Genomic DNA, 12,843 nt, shown 5'->3' with positions numbered 1-12,843 from the left:
TGTATAGTAGAAAGTGGGCCGGGTCTGATTGACCGGCCCGCTTTTTTTATTCCGCTGCGCTCAATCGCGCTTCAATCGAACAGGACGTCGTAGAGATCGGTGCGCCGGTCGCGAAAGAAGCCCCAGGCAGCGCGATGGCGTTCGAGGAAGTCGAGGTCGAATTCGGCGGTGATGACGCCTTCTTCGTCGCGGCCAAGCTCGGAAACGATCTCGCCGGCATGGTCGGCAATAAAGCTCGTGCCATAGAAGACCTGGCCCTCTTCATCCCCGGTCCGGTTGGCGGCGACGACAGGAATGACATTGGAGACGGCATGACCCTGCATCGCCCGGCGCCACCGGGCGGCCGTATCGAGACTTGCATCATGCGGCTCCGAGCCGATGGCGGTTGGGTAGAAGAGGATGTCGGCGCCCATCAGCGTCATGGCGCGGGCGGTTTCCGGGAACCACTGGTCCCAGCAGATGCCAACGCCAAGCCGGCCCTTCATCGTCTCCCAGACGCGGAAGCCCGTATTGCCCGGCCGGAAGTAGAACTTCTCCATATAGCCGGGCCCGTCCGGTATATGGGACTTGCGGTAAACGCCGAGCGGGGTGCCGTCAGCATCCACGATGACGATGGAATTGTAATATTCCGGCCCGTCCTTTTCATAGATCGAGACCGGGATGACGACGCCGAGCTCTTTCGCAAGGACTGACAGCTGCTCGACCGCCGGATGCTCCGCCCACGGATAGGCTGTTGCAAAGAATTTCTCTTCCTGGACCTTGCAGAAGTAGTGGTCGCAGAAGAGTTCAGACGGCAGGATCACGTCTGCGCCCTGCGCGGCAGCATCGCGGATCAGGCCCGATACCTTGTCGATATTGGCCTGCATATCCTTTGAAAAAGAGGCCTGCAGCGCGGCAACCGTCAGCGTACGGCTCATGGAAGGGCTCCTTCGGTTTCGGGGACCTGCTGTGTCATGCAGTGAAAACTGCCGCCGCCGGTCAGGATGTGATTGGCCGGAAGCGCTATAACCTCATGATCCGGCATGATCGCCTGCAGCTCGGCCTGAGCGCGTTTCGAATGCTCATCCTCATAGATGGGCAGGATGACCCGGCCATTCGAAATCAGGAAGTTCATGTGGCTGGCCGGAACGGGCTCCCCATCTTCATCCTCTATCCGCCCGGGCGAAGGAATCGTCGAGACCTGGAGCTCGGCCGCGCGCAGTTCGCTTTCGATCGCACGCAGGATGTCCGTATTCGGATCATCGTCGCCGGACGGCGTCTGGCAGATCACATGACCGGGAGCGACGAAGCGCGCAATATTATCCACATGGCCGTCCGTGTGGTCGCCGAGCAATCCGTCACCAAGCCAGATGATGCGCTGCGCATTGAAAGCTTCGCTCAGCGCCGCCTCGGCCTTTTCTTCCGTCCACCCCGCATTGCGGTTCGGGTTCAGCACGCACTGTCGGGTGGTGATGAGAATGCCCTCACCGTCCTGTTCCACAGCGCCGCCTTCAAGGACGAAGTCGAGACGCTTGAGCGGGTGGCCTTCCAGCCGCGCAATGGCCGCAGCGGTTTCTGTGTCGCCTTCCAGCTCGTACTTGCCGCCCCAGCCATTGAAGGTGAAGCCAAGCCCCTCGAGCCGGTTGCGGAACTTGACGAAGACCGGCCCGATATCGCGCAGCCAGATATCGCCCATGGGGGCATCGTAGAATTCTGCCAGGTCCCCGATCAGGTTAACGGCTTCGGGCCGTGAGTGAGGCGCACCGATGACCAGTTTCACCGTCACGACAGGGGCCAGCGCCTTGACCAACGCTGCGATCTCGCGCTGGGCGCCTTCATAGTCTTCGGCCCAGGCGTCGCGCAGGTGAGGCCAGCCAACCCAGACAGCCGACTGGGGCGCCCATTCAGGCGGGGTGTGAGCGAGTGTAGTCGTCTTCATGGGGCGCGACTTGCCATAGCTTCCTAAAAAGAGAAAGGGCGGCCCGCATGGAGCCGCCCTTCCGTATTGTATTCGCTTGCTGCGACGAGCTTAGAACTCGTAACGCACGCCGAAGCGGATTTCGTAGCGCGATGCATCGCCCTGACGGGTTTCGCAAGGCTGGGTCGGCGTACCAGAGGCATCGACCGTGCAGACCGACGGGAAGCCAGGCTCACGAAGGATGCCCCACTCGTCGTTGAGCAGGTTGGTGAAGTTGTCGACCACCATGAAGCCGGACACGGTGTGATCGTTCGGCAGCAGGAATTCCTGCTCGACTTTCACATCGACCTTGCCCCACCAGGAGCCTTCCTCGCCGTTACGCACAGCGCCGGCGGCCAGGAAGGGATTGCCTTCGAGGAACGGCGTGAAGCCCGTAACAGAGTTCGGATCGATATCCGCGACCAGGCTGTAAGGACGGCCCGACGAGAGCTGACCGAAGGCCGAGAAGCTCGTCACATTGTCACCGAAGAAGGCACGCTCATAGTTCACGAGGCCCGTGAAACGGTGCTTGGTGTTGTAGTCGGAGATCGCAGCACTGGTGTCCTGCGGATCGCCGAAGGCACGGTTCACATAGTTGGAGAAGGCCACCGACGAGGTCATCGGGTGCACATCTTCAGCATCGGTGTAGGCGTAGCCCAGCGACCAGTCGAGGCCGAAGTCGTACTCTTTGGCGATGGAGCCAGACAGCACGAGGGATTCGGCATCGCTCGGGGAGTTCGTCAGCACGAATGCCGGCTCACGAACACTCGAATAGGTCGGATAGACACGGCCATCCGGGCCCGTCGTCGTGCCGGTCTGCTCGAGATCACCCCGGATCCAGACGGCGCTGTTCTCGGTGATCGTGTAGAGCGCGTCAGCAGACACGACATACTCGCCACCCAGGGCCGGAACGTCGACGAATTTCGTCGCACCGAGCGCCAGCTTCACTTCGTACGGAATCTCGAAGTTCGGATCGAGATAGTTGATTTCGAAGTTGGAGCCTTCGCCAGCGGCGACAGCGTCGATCATGACTTGCGGGACGCAGTAGCCCGGGCCCGTCGGAACGCCGTCTTCACACATCCCGTAAGCAACGTCGGTCAGCAGCGAGGTCACGCCGTTTTCGAGGCCGAAAGCACCGCCATCGGCACCGAACTGGAGAACGTTGTTCGCCGAGTAGGTGTTCGACAGCCAGACATTCGGGTTGCCGCCGGAGTAGATGCCGATACCGCCGCGAACATCCAGGTCGTCATTCACGTCCCAGGTGAAGGCAACACGCGGTTGCAGGAGACCTTCGCCATCCAGGGTCTGACCGTTGGAGAAACCGTAATCGGCCAGGAAGTCCGGATTGGTTTCCGGCTTGTCATCGGTCGTGTACCAGTCGTAGCGCAGACCGGCGATGAGCGTGAAGCCGTTGCCGAAGTCGTACTCGTCCTGGGCGTACAGCGTGTTGATCGCATAGCCCCAGTCTGCGGCCGCATCGTTCGGATCACCGGACGGCGCGTTATTGTAGTTGACGTTGTCGGCAAGGCCGAGGCGGAAGTTCTCGATCGCCCGATCAAAGGCGCCAACCGTATTCGGGTTCCGGTCGAAATCGATTTCGGTTTCGACGTGCTGGACGAACAGGTTGAACACATCGAGCGACTCTTGCTCGTAACCGAACGAGAAATTGTGAGCGCCAGCCGTATAGAAGCCCTTCAGTGCGAGGTTGAAGGTTTCGTAGTACAGCTTGTTCGCCTGACGCGAGTCGTCGCCACCGAGGTAGACGTCGACGTCGTCGGTTTCGATCGTGATTTCACCGAAGTCCGTGCCGCCAACAGAATTCTGACGGTTGTCGAGTTCGGAATAGCCGACGCGGATTTCCGTCGAGAAGTTGTCGGTCCAGTCCGAATAGAGCGAGCCGACATAGGCCGTCAGTTCCGCACCACGCTCATAGAGGTGATTGGAGAATTCCAGCTCGTCACTGTCACCGTCGGACTGGCTGATGTTGAAGCCATCGTTCCAGTTATAGGTGAAGCTGGCACGGTGGTCGTCGGTGATGTTCCAGTCGAGCTTGACGAGGATCTTCTCGTCTTCGTTGTCGAAGCTGGACGGAATCTCGCCCGGGTCGTAGCCGTAGATATCACGAGCGATCGCGGCAATCTCGTCGACTTCGGCCTGCGTGATGTTCACTTCGTTCACAGCGCCCGAGCCAATCGGGCCGCGGTCGAAGAGGTTTGCACCTTCGAGCTTTTCGTAAGCGGCGAAGAAGAACAGCTTGTCCTTGATGATCGGGCCACCAAGACCGAAGCCATAGCGGTACTCGTCATAGTCGCCGGTCGTGATTTCGTCGCCTTCAAGGCTGTCAGCGCGCAGATCGTTGCTGGTGTAGTCGCCGAACGCGTAGCCATGGAACTCGTTCGTACCCGACTTGGTGACGGCGTTGATGTTACAGGCCGAGAAGCCGCCATACTGGACATCAAACGGTGCCAGTTCGACAGAAACCTGATCGATCGCGTCGTAGGAGAACGGGATACGCTCGGTCGGGTAGCCGTTGGAGTTGAGGCCGAAATTGTCGTTGAGCTTCACACCATCGACGGTCAGCGAGTTGAAGCGCGAGTTCTTGCCGCCACACTGAACGGCGTTGAGGTCGCCGCGGGACTCATCGACATAGACGCGCGGGTCGAGACGCAGCACGTCGGTGATGTTGCGGTTGATCGCCGGAGCGCTCTGCAGGGTCTCGAGGCCGAAAGAGGCCGACGGGCCGACAGCAACCGGAGCCAGCTGGGAAGCCGACGCGGTGACTACAATCGTATCCATCGTACGGTCGCCCTCGGAGAGAACGAAGTCGAAGTCGGACGTGTTGCCCAGGCTGAGCAGGACGCCCGAGATTTCCTGGCTCTGATAGTCGTCAGCCATGACGGTCACGGTATAATCGCCGCCAACGCCGAGGTTGCGGATCACGAACTGGCCGGCCGACGTGGTCGTGGTCGTCCGGGTCAGCCCGGTCGCCTCGTCACGGACGATGACGTCTGCGTTTGCAATCGGCGCGCCTTCGGAATCGACAACGTTCCCGCGGATACCGGCCGTGGTGACCTGCGCCTCGGCAGGTGCGACGATCGCGGCGGTTGCCATAATGGCCGCAGCGACGCCGGAATGAAGCTTCCAGTTTGACATGAAGAACCCCTTCTTCGGTTGGACGGCTTCGGCCCCTTCAGACACATGCCAAAGCCAATTACAGCGGCCTCTATTAGCCGGGTGTAACAGTTTTGTGACGGAATCGTAACGCTTCTGTGCGGCGCAACATTCGCCCATAAACCCTTGCAAAAAAGCCACACCAGCCGAGCGGGGCTGGCCAAATCGAGGCGCCCGCGCTAGCAGCATTCGAAATGGTAAACAGCGTACACGACAGAGACGCGGCCGCGCGCTTTACAGCCCTGATTCTTATCGGGCTTCTGATTGTACGTCTCGCCTGCATACTTTTGACGCCGCTCGAACTCTATGCCGATGAGGCCCAATACTGGCGTTGGGGTCAGTCGCTGGAGTGGGGGTACTACTCCAAACCACCACTGATCGCCTGGCTCATCCACGCGACCACGTCGGTGTTCGGTGATTCCGCATGGGCCATTCGCCTTCCCGCGCCGTTTCTGCATACGATCGCCGCCTGGTGCCTTTTCCTGCTCGGCCGGAACATGGCTGGTCCCAAGGTCGGGCTTATGGCCGCCGTCGGATATGCCCTCATGCCGGCCGTCTTCCTGTCATCAACCGTCCTGTCGACCGACGGCGTACTGATGCCCATTTGGGCGCTGGCACTCTGGCTGACCTGGCGGGCCCGGCAAGGCGAAGCTGGCTGGATCGGCTTTGTCTCGCTGGGCCTCGCCATCGGTGCCGGCTTCCTGGCGAAGTATGCGATGCTCTACTTCGTGATCGGGCTTGCGCTGATCATCATTTTCGACGGACCGTCACGGCGCCATTTCCTGAGCCTGAAAGGCGCCGCCACCGCACTGACCGCGCTCGCGGTCTTCGCGCCGCACCTGGTCTGGAATGCGCAGAACGATTTCGCGACCGTCGGCCACACGGTCGACAATGCCAATCTCGGGGGCGACCTGTTCAATCCCGAGCACGCCTTCAAATTTCTCGCCGACCAGATGGGTGTCTTCGGCCCGATCAGTTTTCTCGGTCTGGTCGCGGGTCTCACTTTCATGAACCGAAGCGTCGGTGGAGAGGCCGCCAGAAAGGAGCTCTGGCTCGCCTGCTTCATCGTGCCGGTCCTGGCGATCATCCTCGGCCAGTCGATCCTGTCGCGCGCCCATGCCAACTGGGCCGCCACCGCCTATCCGGCGGCGTCCGTCTTCATTGCGCTGGTATTCCTGCGCGCGAAAACCAACCGGTCGCTCTGGTTCTGGATTGCAGGGCTGACGGCTTTTGGCTGCCTGCTGATACCGGATTTCACCATCATGGCGCGGCTAGGCCTGGGTCTCACCTTTGCGGCCGCCATTACGGCCGCCGCCTTCCTGGCCCGCTTCAAGCCGGAAGGCCTGTTCTGGACGGGGCTCGGCATTCACACCCTGATCGGTTCCGCCACAATGGCAATCATGATCTTCGCCAATACAATGGCCGGGCCGCTGGGCCTCGACAATGCCTTCAAGCGCACGCGCGGCTGGGATGCGATTTCCGACCAGCTTGTCGGTTTCGTTGATGAAAACGGCAGGCCAAGCGCGCTCGTCGTTGACGAGCGAGAGATCTGGCATGGGCTGGACTTCTATCTGAAAGACCGCATCGACGCGCCGCTCCTGCTGTGGCGCTACAATGAAGGCGCCCACAGCTTTGCCGAACAACGCCCGCTGACAGACGCGCTCGACGACAATGTCCTGATCGCCAGCTACAGGCCCAACCGGCGTCCGGCGATCGCCGCAGACTTCAAGACCTTCGAGAAAATCGGCGAGGTCAGTGTCGATCTCGGTGAACGCTCGAATGGCTGCCCCATCGTCCGCCGCCTTGTCCTGTATCGCGCATCGGGCTTCGATCCGCTGCCCCGGACGCAGGACTGGGTCGAACGCTTTGACAAGCTGACCATGGATGCGCCTCAGCCTTGTCCGGCTGCCGATTGATCGCCACTCTCCCGTTGAAATCATCCCCCTTATCCCTGAGACTCTCCACGATATGAGTTCCCTGAAGGCCGTTCTCGGCCCGACCAATACAGGCAAGACGCATTACGCCATCGAGCGAATGATGGGCCACGCCACCGGCATGATCGGCCTGCCGCTGCGCCTGCTGGCGCGCGAGGTCTATGATCGGGTGGTCAAGGCGAAAGGGGAAAAGGCCGTCGCGCTGATCACCGGCGAAGAGCGGATCGAGCCGCCGAACGCGCGCTACTGGATCTGCACGGTCGAGGCGATGCCGGTCCACAAGCGGGTCGACTTCCTGGCTGTAGACGAAATCCAGCTCGCCGAGGATGATGACCGGGGCCACGTCTTCACGGACCGGATCCTGAAAGCGAGAGGCATGTCCGAGACCATGCTGCTTGGCGCCGAAACCATGCGCGGCGTGCTCCGCGAGCTCGATCTCGAAGTCGATACCACAACCCGCGAACGCTTCTCCGAGCTCCACTATGCCGGCCCCGCAAAGATCACCAAACTGCCCAAGCGCTCGGCCGTCGTCGCCTTCTCGACCGAGCAGGTCTACGCCATTGGCGAGTTGCTGAAGCGCCAGAAAGGCGGGGCGGCAATCGTCATGGGCGCGCTCAGCCCTCGCACCCGCAATGCCCAGGTCGACCTCTACCAGTCTGGTGAAGTCGACTATCTCGTCGCTACAGACGCGATCGGGATGGGGCTCAATCTCGACGTAGACCGGATCGCCTTTGCCGCGCGCTCGAAGTTCGACGGGCGCCGTCACCGCTGGCTCTCGGCCGCAGAAGCCGGACAGATTGCCGGGCGCGCCGGACGCTTCCGATCAGACGGCGAGTTTGGCGAGACCGGCGATTGCCCGCCTTTTGAGGACGATGTCATCCGCGCCATAGAGGAGCACCGCTTCGACCCGGTCGATGAGCTGCAATGGCGCAATTCCGACCTGGACTACCGCTCGATCAAGACGCTGATCGCCAGCCTTGCCCGTCCGTCCGGCCACCCATCGCTGCGCCAGAATCCGCACGCGCTCGACGAATGGGTGCTGCGCCGGATGGCTGAGGATGCCGGGATTGGGCCTGATGTGCGCGGCGAGGCGAAGGTTCGCCGTCTCTGGGACCTCGCCCGCCTGCCGGACTTCCGCAAGGCAGGCCATGAAGGCCATGGGCGCCTTGTGCTCGGCCTCGCTGAAACCCTGGCCGATCCGGATGCCCTCCTCGGTGACACGGCCATGGCCAGACGCCTTGAGAACCTCGAAGCCAATGTGCCAGACATTGCCAGTCTCCAGCACAGGCTTGCCATGATCCGCACTTGGACGTATGCGGCCCACCGCGATGACTGGCTCGAGAATCCAGCCTATTGGCGCGACAAAACACGTGAAATCGAAGACAGATTGTCTGATGCCCTTCACGCCGCGCTCACATTGCGCTTTGTTGACCGCCGCACGACGGCCCTGCTTGCCGGACTGAAGAGGGAAGACCTGCTAGTGACCGAATTGTCGGAAAATGGCGAAGTGACTGTTGAAGGCCACGTCGTCGGCAAACTTGTCGGCCTGCATTTCGAGCCGGCCTCGACCGCAAAGACGCTTGAGGGCAAGGCCGTACGCTCGGCCGCCGTCTCGGCGCTGGGGCCGATCATGGCCGAACGCCTGGGTGAGATCGCTGGCGCGCCGGCCGAAGCGTTCGGCCTCACGGACGCCGGAACGATCACCTGGAAGGATGCAGAGATTGCGCGCCTGCTGCCCGGGCCGGACTGGCTGGCCCCGAGGCTGGAGCTGATCGGCGCCGACGATGCCGAAGCGCATCGCAAGGATGCCGCGCTGAAGCGGGTCGAAGAATGGCTCGGCGCTGAAATGCTGCGCGTCCTGCCAACGCACGCCAAACTGAAGACCGGCGAGACCGGCAAGGCGCTGGAAGGGATGGCGCGCGGCCTCGCCTTCCGCCTGCTTGAAAGCGGCGCAGCGATTGATCTGCGAGAGGAAAGCCCCCCGCCGCACGTCACCCGGGAACAGCGCGAGGCAATGAAGGCTGCGGGGCTGCGGACAGGCCGTGTGGCCGCCCATATTCCCGAGGCGCAAAAACCGGCAGCCCAGCGCATGATCGCTATCCTGCAGGCCAGCCAGACCGGCGAAGGCCGCCGTGTCGCCCCCGAGGGGGCAGGCTCCTTTCCGCTGGATGGCGAGTGGGCCGAAAGCGAGCTGCACTCACAGGGCTATCTGCGGTTCGGCAAGCGGGCGGTACGGGCCGATCTCGCCGAACGCCTCGGCTGGGAGATTTCCAAGCGCCGCAAGGAAGCAGGCACACCGGCCTTCGAACTGCCGGCTGAGCTTGCCTCCGTCGTCTCGTGTCCGGGCGATGAGTTTCCAGCCATCGTGAAGGGCTTCGGCCTTGCCCCGGCTGAAAAGGATCCGGAGACCGGCGCTGTCACCAAGTGGCGCTATCTCTCCCGCCATCGTTCTGACGGGCCACCGCGCGGCAACAAGCCCGCCGGCAATCGCCCGCCCAAGGGCAAGCAAGGCAAACCGCCACACAAGGGCCGCCCGCAGCGCGCCTCGCGGCCGGCGCCGCGCCAGCCGGATCCCGACAGCCCGTTCGCGGCCCTGGCGAGCCTTCTGCCACCCCCGCCGCCCCCGAAGCCGAAGAAGAAGAAAAAGAAGAAGCCGCCCCAGCCGCCGGCTAATTCTGCGCCTGAGGCCCCGGCAGAGACCGCCAGCGATGCCAAGGATGTGCCGGCAAACCCGCCACAGTCGCCTCCCGAGACGCCGGAGGCTTCCTCATAAGCGAGGATGTCCGCCTCGATGTCTGGCTCTGGCGCGCCCGCTTCTTCAAGACGCGGTCGCTTTCCTCGGGCTTCATTTCAAGACGGGGTGTGCGCGTCACCCGCGATGGTGTGACAAGAAAACTAAACAAACCAGCGAGCAGGCTTTCAGTCGGAGATGTTGTAAGTTTGCCGCTGGGTGCGCAAATAGTAGAACTACGTGTTGTAGACTTCGGCACGCGCCGCGGCCCTGCTAGCGAGGCTCAGCAGCTATATGAGAGGCTTGAAGCCCGGGATACAGGAGAAGGGTGATGCTTGAAGCGCTGAAAAGATGGTTTTCGGGACGGCCGGCACCGGTCGATCGCGACCTCGATCCCCAGGTCGCTGCGGCAGCATTGCTGGTCGAAGCCGCGCTGGTCGACGGCGTGTATGCCAATCTCGAAAGCGATCAGATCGCTGAGATCCTGCTCGAGAGCCTCGGCCTCGATGCCGATCGCGTCGATGAAGTCCTGTCGCAGGGTGAAGAACTTGCCGAGGATGCAGCGGGTGCCCACCAGTTCACCCAGCATGTGAAGAAGCTGCCACTGCTCGACCGCGTGCGCGTCATCGAGGGCATCTATCGCGTGTCACTGGCTGACGGCGCCGCCTGCAAGTTCGAGGAAGCTTTCATCCGGCACGTCGCCAGCCTGCTGCATGTCGATGACATTCGCCGCGCCCAGGCCAGGCGCCGCGCTGAATCGCGCCAGCCTCAGTGATTGACACCGAAGGCCGAAGCCGCCAAATGCTGCGCGCAAAACTCCAGAACAAAGCCCAGAAACACCCATGACCTATATTGTTGTCGACGCCTGTATCCGCTGCAAATACATGGATTGCGTCGAAGTCTGCCCGGTCGACTGCTTCTATGAAGGCGAGAATATGCTCGTCATTCATCCAGATGAATGCATCGATTGTGGCGTCTGCGAACCGGAATGCCCGGTCGAGGCGATCAAGCCCGACACCGAGGACGATCCGGACTCCAAGTGGCTGAAGCTGAATACAGAATACGCCAAGGTCTGGCCGAATATCACCCGGATGAAAGAGCCGCCTGCCGACCGCGAAGAGTTCGCGCAGGAAACGGGAAAACTGGAAAAATACTTCAGTTCGAATCCGGGCACTGGCGACTGAAGCAAACTGCTCGTCACAAGGCAGTTGTGAAATAGTCGTTTTTCTGATATATATTAACGGTCAAACCGTTTGAGGGAGCCCAAACACATCTCCGGATCGACTTAAGATGTCACCGGAGGGTGAGGGCTCTTGTTGCGTAGAAAGGCACACGATTCCATGGCAAAACAAGCACAGGGTGATATCCAGGAAATGGACTTCAAGATCAGTCAATCCGTCGTCTACCCGGCACACGGGGTCGGCACGATCACCGCGATCGAGAAGCAGACAGTCGCTGGGATGTCGCTTGAAGTGTACGTTGTTTCCTTCGACCAGGACAAGATGATCCTGCGGGTTCCGACCAACCGTGCAGAAGCCTCCGGCATGCGCGCCCTGGCCGGCTCCAAGCTCGTCGACGACGCCCTGAAGACACTCGGCGGCAAGGCCCGCATCAAGCGGACCATGTGGTCACGCCGCGCCCAGGAATATGAAGCCAAGATCAATTCCGGTGACCTGATCTCGATCGCGGAAGTCGTTCGCGACCTGCACCGCGGCGAAGACCAGCCGGAGCAGTCCTATTCTGAACGCCAGCTTTATGAAAGCGCGCTGGACCGCATGGCGCGCGAACTGGCCGCTGTCGAGAACACCGACCACGAGACGGCCATGGAGCGCCTGGCCAAGTCGCTGGCCAAGAAGAAAGCCGCCTAGGTCCGATCTCCGGCCCAGCGCCGATCAGAAAATTGGAAGCCCCGCCTCGATGAGGTGGGGCTTTTTCTATGGCTGCTATTGGAAATATCATTCCTTTACGGGCGGACTGCGGGTGATCCGCCTCTCATGAGAACCCGTAAGAAGGGCGTTAGGAACAAACAATTGCACCAGCAAGGAGTGACCCATGGCCTCTTCCACCCTGTCCGAACCCGCAGATCGCAGCTTTGTCCGGAGCGCCATGAAAAAACCCATGCTTAGCCAGGAGCATGAGCAGGATCTCGCAATCCGCTGGCGGGACGAACAGGACGAGGCCGCCCTCCACGAATTGACCGGCGCGTATATGCGGCTGGTCATCTCCATGGCGTCGAAGTTCCGTCATTACGGACTGCCGCTGGCTGATCTGGTCCAGGAAGGCAGCGTCGGCCTGATGCAGGCTGCTGCCCGTTTCGACCCGGACCGGCAAGTTCGCTTTTCAACTTACGCCTCCTGGTGGATCCGGTCCTCGATACAGGATTATGTCCTGCGGAACTGGTCGATCGTGCGCACCGGCACGACGGCGGCCCAGAAGTCCCTCTTTTTCAATCTCAAACGGCTTCGCGCAAAAATCGACGACACGGGCGACGGCGTCATGAGCGTCGAGAACCGAAACTGGATCGCGACCCATCTCGGCGTGCCTGAGCGCGATGTCGAGGCGATGGCCTCTCGTCTGTCAGCCTCAGACCGTTCGCTGAATGCGCCGCTTGCGACCGACAGCGAAGCCCAGTGGCAGGACCTGCTGGAGGATGAAACGGCGGTTACGGAAGAGCGCGTCATGGAAAGCCGCGATGGCGAGCGGCGCAAGCAGTGGATCGCTGAAGCGCTCAAGACGCTCAACGAACGTGAGAACCTGATCATCCGCGAGCGGCGCCTGACCGACACCACTGTCACGCTCGAAGTGCTTGGCAAGCGGCTCGGCATCTCCAAGGAGCGGGTTCGCCAGATCGAACACCAGGCACTCGGAAAGCTGCGCAAGGCGCTCGTGTCCATCGTTGGCGACCCGGAGGACACAGGCCTTATTCCTGTCAGCTAAAGCCAGCCGGACTCTGTCGTCCATATTTCGTATCCAGACTTCAGGGGGCCATCTTGCGGCCCCCTATGTATATTCCCATATCCCTTTCGAAGCCTGTTGCCGCTAAGCGGGACAGGTGGAATACACGTCCTGCG

Annotated in this window: 10 protein-coding genes; 7 read left to right on the top strand and 3 right to left on the bottom strand. The window is 61.4% G+C overall.

The genetic code is table 11. The features are described 5' to 3' along the window. Nucleotides 1–71 precede the first annotated feature (71 nt). The 3 genes from aguB to D1223_RS08180 all read right to left on the bottom strand — a co-directional run bounded on the left by aguB (nt 72) and on the right by D1223_RS08180 (nt 5,089). On the bottom strand, nt 72–917 hold the full coding sequence (gene aguB / locus D1223_RS08190; RefSeq protein WP_119375902.1) for an N-carbamoylputrescine amidase: 846 nt from the start codon (nt 915–917) through the stop codon (nt 72–74). Next, a complete protein-coding gene (locus tag D1223_RS08185) occupies nt 914–1,918 on the bottom strand; it encodes an agmatine deiminase family protein (RefSeq protein ID WP_119375901.1) in 1,005 nt (334 codons plus the stop codon). The genes aguB and D1223_RS08185 overlap by 4 nt, the downstream gene beginning before the upstream one ends. Nucleotides 1,919–2,008: 90 nt before the next feature. Next, nucleotides 2,009–5,089: a TonB-dependent receptor gene (locus D1223_RS08180; RefSeq protein ID WP_119376089.1), complete on the bottom strand. Its 3,081-nt coding sequence runs from the start codon at nt 5,087–5,089 to the stop codon at nt 2,009–2,011. A 212-nt stretch (nt 5,090–5,301) separates the two neighbouring features. Between D1223_RS08180 and D1223_RS08175 the strand changes: the two genes are divergently transcribed. The 7 genes from D1223_RS08175 to D1223_RS08145 all read left to right on the top strand — a co-directional run bounded on the left by D1223_RS08175 (nt 5,302) and on the right by D1223_RS08145 (nt 12,709). Beyond that, entirely contained in the window at nt 5,302–7,023 is a 1,722-nt protein-coding gene (locus tag D1223_RS08175; RefSeq protein WP_119375900.1) for an ArnT family glycosyltransferase, read from the top strand. 52 nt (nt 7,024–7,075) lie between these two features. Continuing rightward, on the top strand, nt 7,076–9,814 hold the full coding sequence (locus tag D1223_RS08170) for a helicase-related protein (RefSeq protein WP_119376088.1): 2,739 nt from the start codon (nt 7,076–7,078) through the stop codon (nt 9,812–9,814). Continuing rightward, nucleotides 9,811–10,104 carry a S4 domain-containing protein gene (locus D1223_RS08165; RefSeq protein WP_119375899.1) on the top strand — a complete coding sequence of 98 codons (294 nt, stop codon included), beginning with the start codon at nt 9,811–9,813 and terminating at the stop codon, nt 10,102–10,104. The genes D1223_RS08170 and D1223_RS08165 overlap by 4 nt, the downstream gene beginning before the upstream one ends. Further along, the gene (locus tag D1223_RS08160) at nt 10,104–10,547 is read left to right on the top strand and encodes a tellurite resistance TerB family protein (protein ID WP_119375898.1); all 444 of its coding nucleotides are present in this window, start codon (nt 10,104–10,106) and stop codon (nt 10,545–10,547) included. The genes D1223_RS08165 and D1223_RS08160 overlap by 1 nt, the downstream gene beginning before the upstream one ends. Before the next feature lie 67 nt (nt 10,548–10,614). Continuing rightward, nucleotides 10,615–10,956, top strand: coding sequence for a ferredoxin FdxA (gene fdxA / locus D1223_RS08155; RefSeq protein WP_119375897.1), 342 nt, complete (start codon nt 10,615–10,617; stop codon nt 10,954–10,956). A gap of 156 nt (nt 10,957–11,112) precedes the next feature. Continuing rightward, nucleotides 11,113–11,640 (top strand): CarD family transcriptional regulator, encoded by a 528-nt coding sequence (locus D1223_RS08150; protein WP_119375896.1) that lies wholly within the window; start codon nt 11,113–11,115, stop codon nt 11,638–11,640. A gap of 184 nt (nt 11,641–11,824) precedes the next feature. Then, nucleotides 11,825–12,709 carry an RNA polymerase factor sigma-32 gene (locus D1223_RS08145; RefSeq protein WP_119375895.1) on the top strand — a complete coding sequence of 295 codons (885 nt, stop codon included), beginning with the start codon at nt 11,825–11,827 and terminating at the stop codon, nt 12,707–12,709. The last annotated feature ends 134 nt before the right edge of the window (nt 12,710–12,843 follow it).

This window comes from Henriciella mobilis (assembly GCF_003576285.1).
In the GTDB taxonomy this organism is placed as follows: Bacteria; Pseudomonadota; Alphaproteobacteria; order Caulobacterales; family Hyphomonadaceae; genus Henriciella; species Henriciella mobilis.
The sequence above is the reverse complement of the archived record's forward strand: the minus strand, read 5'-3'. Positions and strand labels throughout refer to the sequence as shown.